General features: G+C 39.8%; 16 protein-coding genes and 1 riboswitch. Of the genes, 9 read left to right on the top strand and 7 right to left on the bottom strand.

The window, feature by feature from the left end:
* Positions 1-4 precede the first annotated feature (4 nt).
* Positions 5-1,930: an LTA synthase family protein gene (locus INP93_RS06555; protein ID WP_197544462.1), complete on the bottom strand. Its 1,926-nt coding sequence runs from the start codon at positions 1,928-1,930 to the stop codon at positions 5-7.
* Positions 1,931-2,076: 146 nt separating this feature from the next.
* Entirely contained in the window at positions 2,077-3,351 is a 1,275-nt protein-coding gene (locus INP93_RS06550; protein ID WP_005697259.1) for a malic enzyme, read from the bottom strand.
* A gap of 201 nt (positions 3,352-3,552) precedes the next feature.
* On the opposite strand from INP93_RS06550, the gene INP93_RS06545 reads away from it, so the two are divergent.
* Genes INP93_RS06545 through INP93_RS06535 form a run of 3 tightly spaced genes read left to right on the top strand, consistent with a single transcriptional unit; the run spans position 3,553 to position 6,082 of the window.
* Positions 3,553-4,182 (top strand): DUF1919 domain-containing protein, encoded by a 630-nt coding sequence (locus tag INP93_RS06545; protein WP_049373356.1) that lies wholly within the window; start codon positions 3,553-3,555, stop codon positions 4,180-4,182.
* A gap of 9 nt (positions 4,183-4,191) precedes the next feature.
* Positions 4,192-4,890, top strand: coding sequence for a 16S rRNA pseudouridine(516) synthase RsuA (gene rsuA, locus INP93_RS06540; protein ID WP_197544461.1), 699 nt, complete (start codon positions 4,192-4,194; stop codon positions 4,888-4,890).
* A 1-nt stretch (position 4,891) separates the two neighbouring features.
* Positions 4,892-6,082, top strand: coding sequence for a Bcr/CflA family multidrug efflux MFS transporter (locus tag INP93_RS06535; RefSeq protein WP_041918277.1), 1,191 nt, complete (start codon positions 4,892-4,894; stop codon positions 6,080-6,082).
* A 74-nt stretch (positions 6,083-6,156) separates the two neighbouring features.
* On the opposite strand, the gene INP93_RS06530 is transcribed toward INP93_RS06535, so the two are convergent.
* From INP93_RS06530 to INP93_RS06520, 3 genes are all read right to left on the bottom strand, one after another.
* Positions 6,157-7,596 (bottom strand): alanine/glycine:cation symporter family protein, encoded by a 1,440-nt coding sequence (locus tag INP93_RS06530; protein ID WP_197544460.1) that lies wholly within the window; start codon positions 7,594-7,596, stop codon positions 6,157-6,159.
* A gap of 135 nt (positions 7,597-7,731) precedes the next feature.
* Complete coding sequence (nagK, locus tag INP93_RS06525) at positions 7,732-8,649, bottom strand: N-acetylglucosamine kinase (RefSeq protein ID WP_070867755.1); 918 nt, start codon at positions 8,647-8,649, stop codon at positions 7,732-7,734.
* Positions 8,650-8,792: 143 nt separating this feature from the next.
* The gene (locus INP93_RS06520; RefSeq protein ID WP_049365786.1) at positions 8,793-9,518 is read right to left on the bottom strand and encodes a phosphatase PAP2 family protein; all 726 of its coding nucleotides are present in this window, start codon (positions 9,516-9,518) and stop codon (positions 8,793-8,795) included.
* A gap of 67 nt (positions 9,519-9,585) precedes the next feature.
* Between INP93_RS06520 and ribA the strand changes: the two genes are divergently transcribed.
* A complete protein-coding gene (ribA, locus tag INP93_RS06515; RefSeq protein ID WP_197544459.1) occupies positions 9,586-10,233 on the top strand; it encodes a GTP cyclohydrolase II in 648 nt (215 codons plus the stop codon).
* A gap of 44 nt (positions 10,234-10,277) precedes the next feature.
* On the opposite strand, the gene INP93_RS06510 is transcribed toward ribA, so the two are convergent.
* Positions 10,278-10,421 carry a hypothetical protein gene (locus INP93_RS06510; protein WP_014065561.1) on the bottom strand — a complete coding sequence of 48 codons (144 nt, stop codon included), beginning with the start codon at positions 10,419-10,421 and terminating at the stop codon, positions 10,278-10,280.
* A gap of 124 nt (positions 10,422-10,545) precedes the next feature.
* Positions 10,546-10,590, top strand: a riboswitch (PreQ1 riboswitch).
* A gap of 1 nt (position 10,591) precedes the next feature.
* Here INP93_RS06510 and queC point away from each other — a divergent pair.
* From queC to gltS, 5 genes are all read left to right on the top strand, one after another.
* The gene (gene queC / locus INP93_RS06505) at positions 10,592-11,269 is read left to right on the top strand and encodes a 7-cyano-7-deazaguanine synthase QueC (RefSeq protein WP_197544458.1); all 678 of its coding nucleotides are present in this window, start codon (positions 10,592-10,594) and stop codon (positions 11,267-11,269) included.
* A gap of 195 nt (positions 11,270-11,464) precedes the next feature.
* Positions 11,465-13,363 carry a DNA topoisomerase IV subunit B gene (parE, locus tag INP93_RS06500; protein WP_197544457.1) on the top strand — a complete coding sequence of 633 codons (1,899 nt, stop codon included), beginning with the start codon at positions 11,465-11,467 and terminating at the stop codon, positions 13,361-13,363.
* Between the two features lie 16 nt (positions 13,364-13,379).
* Positions 13,380-14,573: a copper-containing nitrite reductase gene (gene nirK, locus INP93_RS06495; protein WP_197544456.1), complete on the top strand. Its 1,194-nt coding sequence runs from the start codon at positions 13,380-13,382 to the stop codon at positions 14,571-14,573.
* Between the two features lie 11 nt (positions 14,574-14,584).
* Positions 14,585-16,840 (top strand): DNA topoisomerase IV subunit A, encoded by a 2,256-nt coding sequence (gene parC / locus INP93_RS06490; RefSeq protein WP_197544455.1) that lies wholly within the window; start codon positions 14,585-14,587, stop codon positions 16,838-16,840.
* 36 nt (positions 16,841-16,876) lie between these two features.
* Positions 16,877-18,091 (top strand): sodium/glutamate symporter, encoded by a 1,215-nt coding sequence (gene gltS, locus INP93_RS06485; RefSeq protein ID WP_178162227.1) that lies wholly within the window; start codon positions 16,877-16,879, stop codon positions 18,089-18,091.
* A 51-nt stretch (positions 18,092-18,142) separates the two neighbouring features.
* Here gltS and mfd read toward each other — a convergent pair whose 3' ends face one another.
* A complete protein-coding gene (mfd, locus tag INP93_RS06480) occupies positions 18,143-21,580 on the bottom strand; it encodes a transcription-repair coupling factor (protein ID WP_197544454.1) in 3,438 nt (1,145 codons plus the stop codon).
* Positions 21,581-21,614: the final 34 nt, after the last annotated feature.

Raw genomic sequence — 21,614 nt, 5'->3', positions numbered from 1 at the left:
CACTTTATTTCTCTTCACTGCCTTTATATAAACGGTTTTTATACAAATAGCTGCCAAGTAAAGCATGTGCCAAGGCTTCTTTTTTCATTTCTTCCGGCACTTCTTTTTCAGTTAATGTGTCTTTTTCCTTATCGTAAACATAGCCTTTTGCTTTGCTATTTGGTGTTTGGATAACGACATCATGATTACCTTTCATTAACGCTTGAGTTTGATCGAATTGCATAAAAGCACGATCTGGATTCACATCTTTCGTTAAATCAAAGCCAATCATCGGATAATTACCACTTACACCCGCAATAGAAAGCAAGGTTGTCGGCATATCAATTTGGCTCACTAAACGACTATCTCGGCGTGGCTCTACATTATCCCCTAAAATTAACGCTGGAATATGGAAATGCTTAATTGGTACTAAGCTTGCACCCGCTGCACGGGAATCATGGTCTGCAATCACCAAGAACACGGTATCTTTCCAATAATTAGATTGTTTCGCTAATTTGAAAAAATAACCAATGGCATAATCCGCATATTTTGCGCTGTTATTACGGGTTGCTTTCGGTTGTTCGTAAAGCTCAATTTTGCCATCAGGAAATTCAAAAGGATCGTGATTGCTTGAACTGAACACTAAGCTAAAGAATGGTTTTCCTTCATTCTGTAATTGGGTAAAGGTTTCGTTCGCTTTATCAAATAAGTCCTCATCACTCACGCCCCAAGTCGCAGTAAATTTCGGATTTTGATAATCCTTTTGATCGATAATATTTTGGAAGCCGTTACCATAGAAGAAGCTTGCCATGTTATCAAAGTGCTTTTCACCACCATAAATGAAGGAAGTGTTATAACCTTGTTTAGCAAGTAAATCTGCAATGGTAAAGAAACCACTTTGACTGTTATTTAATTTCACTACCGCACGTGCTGGAGTGGGTGTGAAACCTGCTGTAGTAGCTTCAATACCACGTACAGAACGCGTACCTGTCGCATAAAGATTTTCAAATAACCAGCCTTCTTTGGCTAATTTATCAAATTCGGGGGAAAGTGGTTTTCCGCCTAACGTACCCACAAATTGCGCACCAAAACTTTCTTCCAAAATAATGACGATATTTTTCGGTTTACCTTGGTAAGTGGCTTGGTTTTTCGTTAAGGTTGGAATCTTCTCTGAAATATAATCACTTTCAGGACGGCCACGGCTTGCTTTGACAATACGCAACATTTCATCGGTATCCATTTTGCCATAGGCTTCAGAAGATGCCCCTTCGTCTTTAAATTGTTGGGCAGCATAAAGAACGGAGTAACCTGAATTCAACACAAGCGAATTCACTAAACCATCAGAGGAAAAAGCCACCATTGCAGGATTCACACCACGGTGCTGAAAACTAGAACGCGCCCCTAAAAAAGCAACTGCAATCACAAGCAATGCGACAATAGGACGTAATTTCCAACTCATTGGGCGTAAATTTTTCACCGCATAACCAGATAGCTTCCAATAACAGAAGAAAGCTGTAACGGTAAAAATAAGGCTAAAAATGACTGCAGTTAAATGGCCTTCCATCAACATTGAAAAGACTTCTTTCGGATAAATTAGATATTCGATAAAGAGACGGTTTGGACGGAAATCATAGGTTTCGATAAATGCAGGCGTAGCCAATTCCATAAATAGAATAAACACACTACCTAGAGTGAGCCAAATGCGTAAAATCATTTTCCAAATACGGCTATTATGAAATAACACCGTAAATAATGCAGGCAAACCAAATAAATAACACAAAGCCACGATATCCATACGCAAGCCTTGTAAGAATAATTGCCCCCAGCCCGCTACCGCAGAGACACGGTCTGCCTGCCAAATCGCAAGCCCAAGACGAGACAAGGTGAAAATGATCAGATTAATGATGACGAAGAGAAAAATAGGATATAAAGGAGAACGTGTTTGTTTCATTTTGACACTCATAAGTCCTGAAGGTATCGCTACCCTCTGATTAATTTAAAGCACGTGAATGTGCCATTCCTTCCATAGACAGATAAAAAAACACAAAGTGCGGTTAAAAATATCATCATTTTTGACCGCACTTTGGAAGAGAAAGATTAAGCTGCAACCAATGCTTTTAATTGTTTTTCATAAGCTGCCCAATCTGTAATTGGACGAGTTGCTACACCTGTTTCCATCGCTTTTTTCGCTACCGCAGAAGAGACAGTAAACAATAAGCGTGGATCAAATGGTGTTGGAATCACATAATCAGGTCCAAAAGATAACGCACCATAATTAGCAATAATTTCTAACGGAACTGGTTCTTTCGCAAGACTTGCAATTGCATGAGAAGCCGCTAATTTCATTTCCTCATTAATCGCTGTTGCACCCACATCTAAAGCACCACGGAATAAGAATGGGAAACAAAGTACATTATTAACTTGGTTTGGAAAGTCTGAACGGCCAGTACAAACAATCGCATCCGGACGTACTGCTTTCGCTTCATCTGGGGTAATTTCAGGTACTGGGTTAGCTAATGCAAGAATTAATGGATTTTCTGCCATGGTTTTCACCATTTCAGGTTTTAATGCACCTGCTTTAGAGCAACCTAAGAACACATCGGCTCCCTTAACGGCATCCGCTAATGTGCGCCAACCATTATCTTCAATGGCGTAGAATTGTTTGGTTTCATCCATGTTATCGCCACGGCCTTTGAAAATCACACCTTTAGAGTCACACATGGTGATATTTTCTTTTTTGAAGCCTAATGCACGAAGCAAGTTAGTACAAGCAATAGCAGAAGCACCAGCACCATTTACTACTAAGCGAACATCTGCGATATTTTTTCCAATAATTTCTAAACCATTTAATGCAGCCGCACCGACGATAATGGCTGTACCGTGTTGGTCATCATGGAATACCGGAATTCCCATACGTTCACGCAACGCTTTTTCAATGTGGAAACATTCCGGTGCTTTGATATCTTCAAGGTTAATGCCACCAAACGTTGGCTCTAGTGAAGCGATGATATCGATTAATTTATCTGGATCATGTTCATTGATTTCAATATCAAATACATTGATGCCGGCAAATTTTTTGAACAATACCCCTTTCCCTTCCATAACAGGTTTTGAGGCGAGTGCACCAATATTTCCTAAACCTAATACGGCAGTACCATTTGAAATCACAGCAACCAAGTTAGCGCGAGCGGTATAACGGCTTGCAGCAGAAGGATCTTTTTCAATTTCTAAGCAAGGCTCTGCAACACCTGGAGAATAAGCAAGGGCTAAATCATGTTGGGTTTCTAGCGATTTGGTTGGGGTAACGGCAATTTTCCCCGGAATTGGGAATTCATGAAAATCTAATGCGGCTTGGCGTAATTGTTCGCTCATATAAAAATACTCCATTTTCACTTAGGCTAAATAAAATTTGCGCCATTATACTCTCTTTTTTAGAGAAATTTGTGATATACCGCAAAAATTTTACAAAATGATCACAAAATATGAGTGAAATCGACCGCGCTTTTTGTCTTTTCTTCACATTTTGAGCCAAAAACGTTACTATGTCGCAAAAAAACATGCAGGATGTAAATAATGAGTTTGTTTTCTAAATTTAGAAGTGCCATCAATAAATTACAACGGAAAGCGATTAACAAAACCTTTCAAAAACGGTTAACCAACCAAGGTATGTCAGTGATTTCTGCAAACTGTGTCGGTGCATTTATTTTGCACGACCTCAATCAGCCTTTTAATTCTCCGTTTGTTAACCTTTATTTAGACCCTAGCGATTTTGTTCGCTATCTACAGAACATCACATTCTATCAAGCACAACCGCTTCAATTTATACAAACAGAAAAACCGTACCCAGTTGGTCTATTAGGTGATCTTAAAGTGCACTTTATGCACTACCACTCCGAACAAGAGGCTCGGGAAAAGTGGGAAGCTCGCTCACAGCGTTTAGATCTCGATAATTTGTTTATTATGATGACAGATAAAGATGGTGGAAAAGGTGCAAAATATGAAGACTTGCAAGCCTTCGATAACTTGCCTTATCCAAACAAAGTCGTCTTTACCCACAAGCCATATCCTGAATTAAAATCCGCTTTCTACATTAAAGGCTTTGAAAACGAAAGCGAAGTGGGCGATTTATTTACTTTTTCCGGTTGGAATGGCGAAAAATATTACGACCAGTTTGATTACGTCAGCTGGTTCAATCAAAAATAAGAGTTTACGATGCGACTAGATAAATTTATTGCCGAGAATACAGGTTTAACCCGTTCACAAGCTACCAAAGCTATTCGCCAAAGTGCGGTCAAAATTAATGGTGAAATTGTGAAAAATGGTGCGAACAAAGTTAACCAAGAAGATAAAATTTATTTTGAAGATGAATTGTTGCCTTGGGTAGAAGAAGGGCAATATTTTATGTTACATAAGCCACAGGGCTACGTTTGCTCACACGATGACGGTGACTACCTAACCATTTATCAGTTCTTTGAACCACCTCTTTCTGGCAAGTTACACAGCGCTGGACGATTAGATGTGGATACCACGGGACTCGTGCTATTAACGGATGATGGTCAATGGTCACATCGTATAACTTCACCAAAACATCAATGTGAAAAAACCTATTTAGTCACTTTAGCCGATCCAATTGAAAACCATTATGCTTCAGCCTGTGAAGAAGGCATTCTGCTACGTGGTGAAAAAGAACCCACTAAGCCGGCGAAATTAGAAGTATTAGATGATTACAACGTGAATCTGACTATCTCTGAAGGGCGCTATCATCAAGTGAAACGAATGTTTGCTGCACTTGGTAATAAAGTCGTTGCGCTACACCGTTGGAGAATAGGTAACGTTGAATTAGATGAAAGCTTAGAAGAAGGCGAATTTCGTCCACTCACTCAGGAAGAAATCGACAATTTAGTGAAATAATATGAGCCAAAATATTAAACCTACTTTTATCTTTATTGCCACGCTCGGCATCCTCTCGATGCTACCGCCTTTGGGCGTGGATATGTATATTCCGTCCTTTTTAAATATTGCTGAAGACTTAAATATCAACTCAGAGCAAGTTCAGCACACGCTGACATTCTTTGCTTACGGCATGGCAGCAGGGCAATTATTCTGGGGGCCCTTTGGCGATAGTTTTGGTCGCAAACCCATTATTTTATTAGGTGTCATTATTGGGGCTATCACGGCTATTATTTTAACGGGCATCCATTCTATTGGTAGCTTCACTGCACTGCGTTTCATTCAAGGTTTCTTTGGTGCTGCGCCTGTGGTGCTTTCAGGGGCGTTATTACGGGATTTATTTAGCAAGGATCAACTCTCTCGAGTCATGTCCACCATCACGCTTGTCTTTATGATCGCGCCGCTTGTTGCACCTGTGATTGGCGGATATATTGTGAAGTATTTCCACTGGCACATGATTTTTTATGTGATTGGTACGATGGGATTTCTTGCAGCATTACTCGTCTTTTTCATTATTCCTGAAACCCATAAGCAAGAAAATCGTATTCCACTACGCCTAAATATCATTGCTCGTAACTTTATGATGCTTTCAAAACAAAAAGAAGTGTTAGGTTATATGGCGGCCGCCTCTTTTGGATTTGGCGGTTTATTTGCTTTCGTCACAGCAGGCTCTATTGTCTATATCGGTATTTATGGCATCCCTGTCGATGAATTCGGTTATTTCTTTATGATCAATATTGCCATCATGACAACGGCTTCTTACCTCAATGGGAAATTTGTATTGAAATTAGGTGCTGAAACCATGTTACGAATTGGTATTGCAGTACAATTCATATCCGGAATTTGGTTATTTTTAACCGCGCTTTTTGATTTCGGTTTTTGGCCAATGGCAATTGGTGTGGCCTTTTTTGTTGGACAAAATCCATTAATCTCCTCCAATGCCACAGCCTCTATTCTAGAGAAATTCCCAACGATGGCGGGTACCGCAAATTCATTAATGGGAAGTGTACGTTTTGGTGTCGGCGCGGTAATGGGCTCCTTGGTAGCGAGTTTTAAAATGGAAACCGCGGCACCAATGCTCTATACAATGACAGCTTGCGTGGTCATTTCAGCCCTCTCTTATTACTTCCTGACTTATCGAAATGAACGATAAAGTGCGGTCAATTTTCAGATCAATTTAAAACAATAAAGGCGGGACTCCCCGCCTTTTTCATATTCCATCAAAATTTATTTCCAAATTCGATGATCTAATACTCGTTTTTTAATTTCAGGATAGAGGTCAATTTTAAATTCAGGCTCTTTTCCTGCTTTTAATTGACGTTGATAGTCTTTCATTAACTTCCACACAATCGGGGAAAGTAAAACGATCGCGACTAAGTTAATAATTGCCATCACAGCCATCACAGTATCCGCAAAATTCCACACAACATTACCTGATTTTACCGAACCGAAATAAACGAAGAATAATACCGATAAACGGAATGCCCATACAAACCAAGGTTTATTTTTAATAAAGCGAATGTTACTTTCTGCGTAAGCATAGTTACCGATAATAGAGGAATAAGCGAAAAGCAATAAAATGAAAGCTAAGAAGTGTACGCCAAACTCCCCAACATGATAACGCAATGCGTTTTGCGTTAAGGAAATACTTTTCAGTGTTTCACTGCCATAGTTATCAGAAAGCAGAATAATTACTGCCGTACAAGTACAAACGATCATGGTATCCACAAACACACCAAGCATTTGCACTAAGCCTTGGCTAACCGGATGTTTTACATGAGCAGCTGCTGCGGCATTTGGGGCAGAGCCCATCCCCGCTTCATTGGAGAATAATCCACGTTTAATCCCCATCATCATGGCTTTGGAGACTAAAGCACCAAACATACCACCAGCGGCTGATTGGAAAGTAAAAGCACTTTTGTAAATATTAGCTATCACCGTCGGGATCATATCAATATGCATGCCTAAGATAATTACCGCCATAATTAAATAAAAGAGTGCCATCATCGGTACTACGCTACTAGAAATGGTCGCAATACGTTTTACACCACCGAAAATAATTACAGCAGTTAATACCACTAAAACAAGACCAACATATTCACCTTGCCAATTCCAAGCATTTTTGGTTGCTTCCACAATTGAGTTTGCTTGTACTGAATTAAATGCAAAACCAAAGGTAAAAATAAGTGATACCGCAAACGCTACCGCTAAGCAACGTGATTTTAAACCTTGTGTAATATAGTAAGCGGGGCCACCACGGAAAGAACCATCTTTATCTTGAATTTTGAATACCTGTGCTAAAGTCGATTCCGCAAAAGCACTCGACATCCCAATAAATGCCGTTACCCACATCCAGAATACTGCCCCTTCGCCACCAAGTGCAATGGCTGTTGCCACACCACTGATATTACCTACGCCAACTCGACTGGCGAGCCCGGTTGCAAACGCTTGGAATGGCGTTAAAGAATTTCCCTCTGCTGCACGTCCAAACCACATTTCACGTATACTTGTAGGGAAAAGACGTAACTGCACTACCCCTGTAGTAATGGTAAAAAATAGACCTACACCTAATAAAATAACAATGGTGATATTCCATAATGGCTCATCAAAATGTTCGATAACCCATGTTAATCCCTGTTCAATCCAGTTCCCAAATTCTGTCAGCATAAAAACCTCACTAAAAAATCAATATTCTGATTGTAGAGAGACAAAAGAAAAAATCCAGTTTTCTTAAAGAAAAACTGGATTCTTATCCTATAATATAAAATTTATTCAAATTTTCACTGTATTTTTAGATTAAATCTATTCACAGTTTAAAAATAATGCTGCAGCTCCACGAACACCACCGGAATCACCATGTTTTGCTTTTTTAATTGGTGGCACTTTCGCACTACGCATTAAATGAGCGGGTAATGCTTTTGGTAAGGCTTCATAAAGATAATCAAAATTCGATAACCCTCCACCGAGCACTATCATATGCGGATCAAATGCCGTGATAATATTGCCAATAGAAATCGCCGCTAACTCCACAAAAATACGAACAAAATCAACCGCACTTTCCTCTTTCGCATAAAAGCGATCAATAATTTCTTTGGCGGATAACTCTTCCCCTTTTAAATCACGGTACAACATTTCAAAGCCGCGACCAGAAATATACGTATCTAAACAGGCCTGATTGCCACAACCACATTGGTAAATTGGCGCTTTATCCCAGCCTAATAACTTTAAGGCATGATAATTTAATTGAAGGTGGCCTAACTCCCCTGCCATCCCGACTTGTCCCGAGTGAATTTTGCCATTAATTACAAAACCACCACCAAAGCCTGTCCCCAAAATAAGCCCTAACACAGAAGGATATTGGGTATTTTCTTCATCACAGGCTTCAGAGAGTGCAAAACAATTTGCATCATTTTCTGCCCGCACTTCACGATCTAAAACGCGTTCAAGATCGGCTAAAATGGGCTTATTATCTGCAACACGAATATTCGTCACTTCAGCAAGCCCAGTTGTTAAATTAACAAATCCAGGCAAACCTAAACCTACTGTGCCTTTTTCACCAAAGTGGGCATCAGCACGTTCTACTAGCGTTTTGATCGCTTGTAACCAATCTTGATAATCTGTTTGTGGCGTTGGCACGCGCTCGGTATAAAGTTTTTCTAATTTTTCATTAAAAGCAGCCAATTCAATCTTTGTGCCACCGATATCAATACCGTAATACATATTGTCTCCTCAAAGAGCGGTCAAAATTGTTGGAATGTCTGGACTGTATTTTCCTTGAAATCAAAATGAAAATCCATGATAAAAATCATATTTTCTACAAGCAATAAAAAGACCGGCTTTATCACTAAAACCGGTCTTTGATGCTATTTATTGTTAAACAAGCCTTTCTTCTGCAAGAAACCAAAAATAATCAAATGAACAATCCACGCCGAAATTATCGCCACAAATAAATCGATTGGATAATGCATTCCAAGGCGTACGCGGCTAATCAACATTAATACGCCCCAAATGGTCATCGCACCAATAAGCAATTCTGCTTTAAAAGAACGCTTCCCTAATAATTGGCTAAATCCAACGGCTAACATAAGCCAAGTAGCGGCAAAAATAGAATGACCAGATGGGAAAGAATAACCGGTTTCATCTTCATAATGGGCTTTTAGCCATGCTGGCGTATCGGCTTGGGTCGAATAAAATTTATCCACTAATTTCGCACGTTCTGAACGATCTTGATGATAAAAGGCATCCGTCGTACTTTCTGTTTTTTCCGCTAAATAGACGGTAAAAGGACGTGGCTCGGCAAAAACCGTTTTTAAACCTGTTTTAATTACTTGTGTGGATAATACCGACAGCCCCATTACAATCACGCCCATAATCCATTGTTTACGATTTTCAAAAAGAAAACGGAAAAGTAAAGCAAATACACCACAGGTAATTAAAGCGTAAGGTACGCTACCAGTTTCGGTTAAAAGATAAAGCCAATAATCCCATTCCATTAATTGGTTGTTTCCATGCCAATGATAAGCAAAACCCCAAACAAAAAATGGTACAAGACAAAGGAATAACGTATATAATGACAGCCTTTTAAACATTGTTGCCTCTTGATAATAAAAATAAAGTGCATATTTTAGCAGAATAAAGTTGAAAAAAGGATAAGTTATGTCAAAAATCCAACTGGTTGCCCAAGCCAATTTGCCTACCGAATATGGCATATTTAAAATGGTCGGATTTGAATTTCCCGATACAAAAAAAGAACACATCGCATTAGTAATGGGTGATATTTCAAACCAAGATGAGCCTGTGCTCGCCCGTATTCATTCTGAATGCTTAACGGGTGATGCATTACACAGTTTAAAATGTGATTGCGGTTTCCAGCTTGCAGCCGCATTACGTCAAATTAGTGAAGCGGGTCGAGGTGTATTGATCTATCATCGTGAAGAAGGCCGTGGTATTGGTCTAATTAATAAAATTCGTGCTTATTACTTACAAGATCAAGGCATGGATACTATTGAAGCCAATCTTGCATTAGGTTTTAAAGCCGATGAGCGTAACTTTAATGTGTGTGCTGATATGTTTGAATTATTAGGGGTGAAACAAGTTCGCTTGATGACAAACAACCCGCAAAAAGTAGAAACGATGAAAAAAGCGGGCATTAATATCGTAGAACGTGTACCGTTGAATGTAGGTGAAAACCGTTACAATACGAAATATCTTGATACTAAAGCGAAAAAAATGGGCCACTATATTGTGCATAATAATGAAGAGCATTTAATGACTTGCCCACATTGCCAAGAAGAAGTGATTTAATAAAAAAGCCATACAACAGTATGGCTTTTCTTTTATCAAAACAATTATTGATTAACGCCCCAATGACGAGTGTCTTTATCAAATTTCATGCCTGAATGGGATCCTTCCGAACCATTAAAATAAACGTCTTTATTTGCGCAAGCTGAAATTACTAATGCACCAATAACAATAAGAATTAATTTTTTCATTGTGTTTACCTTTTTTAAAACTAAGTTGTTAAAATTGTATCACAATTCTCTCCGTATTTTCCTGCTTAAATTAGTCCTTTTCTTGCAAAATTTATCTTTGACTTCTACAATACCGCCTCATTTTTAACTTGTAGTTCGCAAACCTCCTACATAAAAAAACTAGGTATCCTATGAATATTTCAAATCCTAATCACAATCGTAAAGCCCTTGTGATCTTCTCTGGTGGACAAGATTCCACAACCTGTTTAATTCAAGCCATTGCTGAATATGGCGTGGAAAATGTGGAAACGGTCACCTTTCAATACGGTCAACGACATGCCATTGAATTAGAAAAAGCCTGTTGGATCGCTCAGGATCTCGGTGTGAAACAAACGTTGATTGATACATCAGCTATCAAATCCATTACCCATAATGCCTTAATGGATGCCAATGCTGATATTGAACAAAAAGATGGTGAATTACCGAATACTTTTGTGGATGGCCGCAACGCACTCTTCTTATTGTATGCCGCGATCTATGCTAAAGGACAAGGCATTAATGACATTATCACAGGCGTATGCGAAACGGATTACAGTGGCTATCCCGATTGCCGTGATGTGTTTATCAAATCCATGAATGTCACCCTTAATTTAGCCATGGATTATCCGTTCAATTTAAAAACACCGTTAATGTATCTCACTAAAGCCCAAACCTGGGCTCTTGCCGATGAGTTAGGAGCGTTAGATTATATTCGTCAGCATACTCACACTTGCTACGAAGGTGTTGAAGGAGGCTGTGGAGAATGCCCGAGCTGCAAATTGAGAGATAAAGGCTTGCAGGAATATTTAGCCACAAAAGCAAAAGCTTAGTATTGAGATAACTCAATCTATAGCAGATTAAATCGGTTCAAATGAATCCAAAGTGCGGTCAAAATTCACGTCAAATTTTGACCGCACTTTTAGTTAATCTAATATCCTTCCCTTTTCTTATCTTTGATTTTATAAACGCGTCATTTTTTGATAAAATCACGCCAATTTTTTATAAATAAGTAACTAATTTTAAAAATGACTACAAATTATTCTGCTCAAGAAATTACGGTTCTGAAAGATCTCGAACCGGTGCAAATTCGCCCCGGCATGTATACGGACACTACCCGTCCAAATCATCTTGCACAAGAAGTTATTGATAACAGTGTGGACGAAGCCCTTGCAGGTTTTGCCACCAAAGTTGAAGTGATTTTACACGCTGATCAATCGCTTGAAGTCATTGATAATGGACGCGGGATGCCGGTGGATATTCACCCAACGGAAGGCGTTTCTGGTGTCGAAGTGATCTTAACTAAACTTCACGCTGGCGGTAAATTCTCGAATAAAAACTATGAATTTGCCGGTGGTTTACACGGGGTGGGAATATCTGTCGTTAATGCCCTTTCTGAACGCGTTGATATTCAAGTTAAACGTAACGGTGAAGTGTATAAAATTGCCTTTGAAAATGGCGTAAAAGTAGAAGAATTAGAAGTCATCGGGACTTGTGGCAGACGTACAACCGGTACCACCGTCCACTTCAAACCAAACCCAAAATATTTTGATAGCAAGAATTTTTCTGTCAGCCGTTTACGCCACTTATTGCGTGCTAAAGCCGTGCTTTGTTCAGGCTTAGAAATTAAATTTGTCGATAAAGTGAATAACACCGAAGATGTGTGGTGTTATCAAGATGGTTTATCGGATTACTTAACCGAAGCGGTGAATGGTTTTGAAATCTTACCTGAAAAACCTTTTGTCGGTGAATTTAAAGGCTCCACCGAAGCGGTAAGCTGGGCATTATTATGGTTGCCGGAAGGTGGTGAGCTTATTGCAGAAAGCTATGTAAACTTGATTCCTACGGTACAAGGCGGAACACACGTAAATGGTCTTCGCCAAGGCTTGCTCAATGCCATGACTGAATATTGCGAATTCCGCAATAAATTACCACGTGGCGTGAAATTAACGGCAGATGATATTTGGGATCGCTGTGCTTATATTCTTTCACTGAAAATGCAAGATGCTCAATTTGCTGGCCAAACAAAAGAACGTTTATCTTCCCGTCAAAGTGCGGTCTTTGTTGCGGGTGTTTTAAAAGATGCCTTCAGTTTATGGTTGAATCAAAACGTACAGGATGCAGATCGCTTAGCTGAAATGGCGATCAGTTCTGCACAACGTCGTCTGAATGCAGCCAAAAAAGTTGTGCGTAAAAAATTAGTGAGTGGTCCTGCTCTACCGGGTAAATTAGCCGATTGTGCATCACAAAATTTAGAAAAAACTGAATTATTCTTAGTAGAGGGTGACTCTGCGGGCGGCTCGGCCAAACAGGCGCGAGACCGTGAATATCAAGCGATCCTACCGTTACGCGGAAAAATCTTAAATACTTGGGAAGTTGCTAGTGATCAAGTGCTTGGTTCAACCGAAATTCATGATATTGCTGTGGCGCTTGGTATCGATCCTGATAATGAAGACTTATCTCAACTTCGTTACGGGAAAGTCTGTATTTTAGCCGATGCGGACTCTGATGGTTTGCATATCGCCACCCTACTCTGTGCGCTCTTTTTACGTCACTTCCCTAAATTGGTTCAAGATGGACACGTTTATGTGGCAATGCCACCACTCTATCGTATCGACTTAGGTAAAGAAGTCTTTTATGCCCTCGATGAAAACGAAAAAGAAGCAATTTTAGAACGCTTAAAAGGTAAAAAAGGCACTTTAAACGTACAACGATTCAAAGGTTTAGGTGAAATGGATCCATCACAATTACGTGAAACCACCATGGATCCGAATACACGTCGTTTAGTTCAATTAACCTATGAGCTAGGCGAAGATCAAGGCGCGGAAACATTAGAATTAATGGATATGTTACTTGCCAAAAAACGAGCGGAAGATCGCAAAAATTGGTTACAAACCAATGGCGACCAAGTGGATTTAGCTGTTTAATTATTTGAGGTCAATCATGAACGAACAACGTCGAGATTTTTTTAAAAACAGTGCACTAGGCCTAGCAACAATTACATTAGGTGCTGGTTTAAGCCTTATTCCTTCTGCTCAAGCGGAAGAAAAAGCCTCAAATACAGCAACTACTGCAGTTGAGAATTTACCAGAAATTGAAGCTGAACTAACACTTGCGCCAAATGTGCCAAAACCGATTGAACGTAACTATCCAGCAAAAGTCGTGGTAAAACTGACCGCACTTGAGCAAATTATGGATTTAATGGATGGTGTGCAATTTAAATTCTGGACATTAAATGGTAGCGTGCCTGCGCCATTCATTCGTGTACGCGAAGGTGATATGGTGGAAGTGCAACTTTCCAACTCAGCGAGTTCAATGATGCCGCACAGCATCGATTTTCATGCTGCCGCTGTGCCAATGGGCGGAGCACTCGCAAGTGAAACGCCACCAACGCGAACATCAACCTTCCAATTTAGAGCGTTACGTTCGGGGATTTATCTATACCACTGTGGCAGTCAGCCTGTGGATATTCACCTTGCCAAGGGGATGTATGGTTTAGTTTTAGTTGAGCCAAAAGAAGGCTTGCCAAAAGTGGATCGCGAATTCTACATCATGCAAAGTGAATTCTATACCAAAGGTGAATTTGGCGATCCTGGCTTGCAACCATTCAGTATGCAAAAGGCCATTGATGAACGCCCTGAATACGTCCTCTTTAACGGTAAAGTCGGTGCAACTATGGACGGAAATGCCTTAAAAGCGAAAACCGGTGAAAGCATTCGTCTATTTGTAGGAAATGCTGGACCAAATTTATGCTCTTCTTTCCACTTAATTGGTGCCGTATTTGATAATGTGTATGTGGAAGGCGGTACGCTTGTTAATCATAATGTTCAAACAACTTTGATTCCATCTGGCAGTGCTACCATGGTGGAAACTCGAATTGATGTACCGGGCACTTATGTCTTTATGGATCACTCGATTTTCCGTGCTGTAAATAAAGGCACGATGGGACAAATCGTGGTCGAAGGCGAAAAAAATCCGACTATTTATTCTGGCAAATTAAAAGACGAAGCCTTTAAAGAAGCCAATCCACAAAAACCGCAACCTGTTCCTTACGAAATTGACAGTCATAAAGGAATGGATATGGGGCATTCTCATCACGAACATTCTGATGCGAGTTCCGGTGCAACCAGAAAATAGATTAAAAAAATATGAGCAATATTAATTACGAAGGCATCGAGCAGATGCCACTTCGCACCTTTACAGAAAAGGCTTATCTTAATTATTCAATGTACGTCATCATGGATCGTGCATTACCTTTTATTGGTGATGGCTTAAAGCCTGTCCAACGTCGTATTGTTTATGCGATGTCTGAACTGGGTTTAAATGCTGCAGCGAAATTTAAAAAATCTGCGCGTACCGTCGGTGATGTGTTAGGTAAATTCCATCCACACGGTGACTCCGCCTGTTATGAAGCCATGGTATTAATGGCTCAGCCCTTTTCTTACCGTTATCCTTTAGTGGATGGCCAAGGAAACTGGGGGGCGCCAGATGATCCTAAATCATTCGCGGCAATGCGTTATACAGAATCTCGTCTGTCCAAAATTTCTGAGATTCTATTAACTGAATTAGGCCAAGGCACCGTTGATTTCCAACCAAACTTTGATGGTACTTTAGAAGAACCACAATATTTGCCTGCACGTTTGCCTCATATTCTGTTAAACGGCACCACCGGAATTGCCGTCGGGATGGCAACCGATATTCCACCACACAATATTAATGAAGTAGCGGATGCCGCTGTTCTGCTATTAGATAATCCAAAAGCAGGATTAGATGATGTACTCAATATCATTCAAGGCCCAGATTTCCCAACTGAAGCGGAAATTATTTCACCAAAAGATGATATTCGAAAAATGTACGAAACCGGTCGTGGTTCTATCAAAATGCGTGCAACATGGCATAAAGAAGACGGTGAAGTCATCATTAGTGCACTTCCTCATCAATCTTCACCCTCTAAAATCATTGCACAAATCGCTGAGCAAATGACGGCGAAAAAATTGCCAATGGTGGAAGATATTCGTGATGAAGCAGATTATGAAAACCCTGTGCGTATCGTGCTTGTGCCTCGTTCAAATCGCGTTGACACGGATGCCTTAATGGCGCATTTATTTGCGACGACAGATCTTGAAAAAAGCTATCGTGTGAATATGAATATGATCGGGCTTGATCATAAACCAGCCGTGAAAGGCTTACTTCAAGTCCTCACTGAATGGCTAACATTCCGTCGCACAACAGTAACGCGTCGTTTACAACATCGTTTAGATAAAGTACTCGCTCGTTTGCACATTTTAGATGGCTTGATGATTGCTTTCCTCAATATTGATAAAGTCATTGAGATTATTCGTACTGAAGATGAACCGAAACAAGTTTTAATGGCTCGTTTTAACTTAAGTGATGAACAGGCTGAAGCCATTTTAAACTTACGTTTGCGCCATTTAGCTAAATTAGAAGAGCATCAATTACAAGCTGAGAAAGATAAACTCGAAGAAGAGCGGTCAAATTTAGAATTAATTTTAGGATCTGAGCGTCGCTTAAATACCTTGATCAAAAAAGAAATTCAAGAAGATGCGAAAAAATACACCAGCCCTAGAATGTCTCAATTAGTTGAACGTGAAGAAGCGAAAGCCATTTCTGAAAGTGAAATGACTCCTGCTGAACCCGTTACCGTCATCTTATCTGAAATGGGCTGGGTACGCTGTGCAAAAGGTCATGACATTGATCCGGCAGGATTAAGCTACAAAGCTGGCGATAAATATCTCGCGCACGCTTGCGGTAAAAGTAATCAACCTGTGATCTTTATTGATAGTACGGGTCGTAGTTATGCTTTAGATCCATTAAGTTTACCTTCTGCGCGTTCACAAGGTGAACCGCTCACCGGTAAACTCACATTACCGGCCGGTGCGACGATTGAACAGGTTATTATGGAACCTGAAAAACAAGAATTATTGATGGCATCAGATGCAGGATACGGTTTTATTTGCAAATTTGAAGATTTAATTGCACGCAATAAAGCAGGAAAAGCCTTGATTTCTTTGCCAGAAAATGCGAAAGTCTTGAAACCTGAGAAACTTTCCGAGTTGGCCTCACTTCTTGTGTCCCTCACATCAGCGGGTCGAATGCTGATTTTTCCGGTACGGGATTTACCGGCATTATCAAAAGGGAAAGGCAACAAAATCATCAGTATTCCAGCAGCGAATGCAAAAGCGCGGTCAGAATTATTGGTGAAATTGTTCTTAATTTCAGAGCAAGCCAGCCTTGAGTTCCATTCCGGTAAACGAAAAATCACATTAAAACCGGAAGATCTGCAAAAATTCCGTGCGGAACGCGGCAGAAAAGGCTCCCAATTACCACGTGGATTACATAGTAATGTTGACATTGTGGTGGTTGAACCTGAACACAACTCATAAGAATTCTCGAAACCAAACTAAATAGGAGGATATTTCGTGAATATTGTTTTTGATACCTATCAAACACTTGCTTTAGCAAGTTTTGTATTATTACTCGGTTTTTTTCTAGTAAAACGCATTCGAGTTTTACAAACATTTAATATCCCTGAGCCTGTCGTTGGCGGCTTTATTGTGGCTATTGCATTAACCATTTTATACAAAGTAAATGGCACTTCATTCACTTTTGAGAAAAGCTTACAAACATCTATGATGTTGGTATTCTTCTCCTCTATCGGTTTAAGTGCAAACTTTGCTCGCTTAATTAAAGGCGGAAAACCATTAGTTATCTTCCTATTGGCGGCAGGAATACTCATTGTTTGCCAAAATGTCATCGGTATTGTAGGTACTCAATTATTAGGCATTGATCCTGCTTACGGCTTACTTGCTGGTTCAGTTACCCTAACCGGTGGTCATGGTACAGGTGCGGCATGGGCAGAAACATTCACTAAAGAATTTAATCTACCGGCTGCGACAGAAATCGCCATGGCATGTGCCACATTCGGTTTAGTCTTTGGTGGTATCTTAGGTGGTCCAGTATCTCGTTATTTATTAAATCATCAAAAACAAGGTGAAAACCCAGAGAATGATGAAGTAGATGACGTACAAGAAGCATTTGAGCACCCAACTTATAAACGTAAAGTGAATGCACGCTCAATCATTGAAACCATCGCGATGCTTTCTTTATGTTTACTCATTGGTCAATACTTAGATGGCTTAACAAAAGGTACTCACATTCAATTACCTACATTCGTATGGTGTTTGTTTACAGGCGTAATCATTCGCAACAGCTTAACCCACTTATTCAAATTCCAAGTGGCTGATTCAGCGATTGACGTATTAGGTAGCGTAGGTTTATCTATCTTCTTAGCGATTGCTTTAATGTCTCTCAAACTTTGGGAATTAGCAGGTCTTGCAACAGATGTATTAGTTATCTTAGCGGTTCAAGTTGTCTTCATGGCTTTCTTCGCTATCTACGTCACATACCGTATGATGGGTAAAGATTATGATGCGATTGTATTAAGTGCGGGTCACTGTGGTTTCGGTCTCGGCGCAACACCAACAGCCGTTGCTAACATGCAAGCGATTACCAGTCGTTTCGGACCATCTCACAAAGCGTTCTTAATCGTACCAATGGTAGGGGCATTCTTTATCGACTTATTAAATGCCGGTATCTTAAAAATGTTCTTAAGCGTTGTTGAAGCGCTTCACTAATAAAACTTTAAAAAGAAAGGCTGACATTTTGTCAGCCTTTTTATTTACTTGCTACTCAGTAAGTGTCTTCACTAAATCCATCACAAATTCTAACCGCGCTTTGTTTTCTGGAAGCACTTTCACAAACTTAAATTTTAATGGACCATCAAAACGATAAACAATTGGATTTTGTTGAATCAGTTTAATGAATTTTTCAGGATCAACTTTTGCTGAAGGTGAGAATTCAATAAAGCCACCTTGAGCACCTGCATCAATCTTCAATACTTTTAATGGTTTCACCATTAAACGTATTTCAGCAATTTGTAAAAGATTTTTCGTTGCTTCAGGTAATAAACCAAAGCGATCAATCAATTCAACTTTTAGTTCATCTAACTCTTGTTTACTTTCGGCCGCGGCAATGCGTTTATAGAACGACAAACGCATATTCACATCCCCAAGATAGTCATCTGGCAATAAGGCTGGAACACGCAATTCAATTTCTGCTTGCTGATGTGTAATCTCTTCTAATGAAGGTTCTCTGCCCTCTTTTAAGGCTTTCACTGCTGCATCAAGTAATTCCATATAAAGTGAAAAACCGATGCTTTCAATTTGCCCACTTTGTTCATTCCCTAATAATTCACCTGCACCGCGAATTTCTAAATCGTGCGTCGCAAGAATGAAACCTGCACCTAAATTATCTAAACTTTCTAATGCCTCTAAACGACGTTTCGCATCTTTCGTCATTAATTTCGGCGGCGGTGTAAGCAAATAGGCATAAGCTTGATGGTGAGAACGCCCTACTCGACCACGCAACTGGTGAAGCTGTGCCAAGCCAAAATTATCTGCACGTTCAATAATGATCGTATTTGCCGTAGGTACGTCAATCCCTGTTTCAATAATGGTGGAACAGACTAAAACGTTATAACGTTGATGATAAAAATCACTCATCACGCGTTCAAGTTCACGTTCTCGCATTTGACCATGTCCAATCACAACTCGAGCCTCTGGCACAAGTGCGGTCAGTTTTTCAGCCGTATTTTCAATACTCGCCACATCATTATGTAAATAATAAACTTGCCCACCACGTAAAATTTCACGCAAGATGGCTTCACGAATAATTAAATCATCTTTCTGGCGAACAAACGTTTTGATACTCACTCGGCGAGCTGGGGGTGTCGCAATAATAGAAAGATCGCGAATACCATTCATCGCCATATTCAAAGTACGAGGAATTGGTGTTGCGGTAAGCGTTAAAATATCAATATTCGCTCGAAGTTGTTTGATTTTCTCTTTTTGCCCCACACCAAAGCGATGTTCTTCATCTATGATGAGTAAGCCAAGATCAGAAAACTTCACATCGGATTGAATTAATTTATGGGTGCCAATCAGAATATCGACTTTTCCTTCGGCTAAATTTTCTAAGATTTGTTTTTGCTCTTTAGCTGTTTTAAAGCGAGAAAGCACTTCCACATTAACCGGCAAATTAGCAAAACGATCTTTAAAATTCTCGTAATGCTGTTGAGCTAGCAAGGTTGTAGGGACTAATACAGCCACTTGTTTATGGTTCATGACCGCCAAAAATGCGGCTCGCATCGCTACTTCAGTCTTCCCAAAACCTACATCACCACAAACTAAACGGTCCATTGCTTTGGGCTGACACATATCCGAAATGACAGCATTAATTGCCATGTCTTGATCGTGCGTTTCTTCAAAAGGGAAAGTTGCAGCAAATTGCTGAAATTCCTCACGATCATATTTAAATTCAAAGCCTTTTTTCACTTCTCGCTGGGCATACACATCAAGTAATTCAGCGGCCACATCACGAATTTTTTCTGCAGCTTTTTGACGGGTTTTCGCCCATGATTCATTACCTAATTTATGTAATGGTGCGGTTTCATCTGAGCCACCGACATAGCGACTAATTAAATGAAGTGAACCAACCGGCACATAAAGCTTAGATTCATTCGCATAGTTAATTAGCAAATATTCCGCTTTTAAACCACCTGTATCAAGCGTGACTAACCCACCGTAACGCCCCACACCATGATCTAAATGCACCACAGGCTGCCCAATTTTTAATTCAGCCAGATTACGCACTAAGGTATCAGGATTCACCGCTTTACGTTTATCACGCTGACGTTGCTGTACACGCTCGCCTAAAATTTCATGTTCAGTAATGACGGCGAGTTTAGCCTCATCAAGAATAAAACCTTGCTCAAGACGACTTACCCAAAGATTAAACTTGTCTTGATTGGCTTCAGATAAGGTTTTAATCTGTTTAGGTTTAATTTTTAATGGTGAAAGTAAATCCAGTAAAGTTTCACGTCGTCCTTCAGTTTCAACTGAAAATAAAACATTTCCTTTGAAATGTTCAATAAACTGTCGAAGTTGTGATAACGGTTCTTTTTGCTGTGATTGAATAGTCACGGCTGGTAATGCAGACACCGCTAAGTTTTTCTGACGAACAGATGACCGCACTTTTTCTGCTTTAAAATTAATTTTAGGATAATTTTTTAACGCATGATTTACCGCATCAATACTAAGCCACAAACGTTCTGGCGGCAAAAGAGGACGCATTGGATCAACTTTTCGATGCTCATATCGCTGTTTGGCATCAAGATAAAAACGTTCACCTTGTGCTTGATTTGTTTCCATATCTACAAAAAACGTTTTTTCGGGTAAGTAATCAAACAACGTTGCCATTTCATCAAAGAATAACGGTTGCCAATATTCAATCCCTGAAATTAATGTGCCTTTACTGATTTGCTGATAAATATGCTCAGGATCACGACGAATTTCACCAAAGGTTTCTCTAAATTGTGTACGGAAAAATTCAATGCCTTTCTCATCTGTTGGAAATTCGTGTGCAGGTAATAAATTAATAGATTGAATTTCATCTAACGTTCGCTGCGTATCGACATCAAAAGTACGAATCGAATCAATTTCATCATCAAAAAAATCTAAACGAAATGGAACTGCACTTCCCATTGGGAAAAGATCTAAAAGTGATCCGCGCACAGCATATTCACCATGTTCTAGTACTTGCTCTACGGAACGATATCCTGCTGACTCTAATTGTAATCGCAATTTTTCAATGACAAGACGATCACCTTTTTTAATCAAAAGGACATTATGCTGTAGATATTTCGGCGGACACACTCGCTGCATTAATGTGCTAATCGGCAAAACAAAGATGCCTTTTTTAGTATTTTGCAAATGAAATAGCGCACTTAAACGAGAAGAAATAATTTCTTGATGAGGCGAAAAAGAATCGTAAGGCAACGTTTCCCAATCAGGAAAAAACTGAACGGGCTGAGAAGTTAAATCCGGTAAAACTTGTGATAAACGAACCGCACTTTTAGTATCTGGTGCCACGACCACTGTCAATCCATCATATTGCTCAGTAATTTCACTAATCGCAAGTGCATCAGCACCCGTTAATACGTTGCCAAGAATTTTATGGTCATTTGGCTGAGTGGGAATATCAAAATTAAAATAGGTTGTTTTCATAGGTGCGGTCAATTTTATCTCATTTTTTTATTTG

It is taken from the genome of Haemophilus parainfluenzae (assembly GCF_014931415.1).
GTDB classification, from domain to species: domain Bacteria; phylum Pseudomonadota; class Gammaproteobacteria; order Enterobacterales; family Pasteurellaceae; genus Haemophilus_D; species Haemophilus_D parainfluenzae_AF.
The sequence above is the reverse complement of the archived record's forward strand: the minus strand, read 5'-3'. Positions and strand labels throughout refer to the sequence as shown.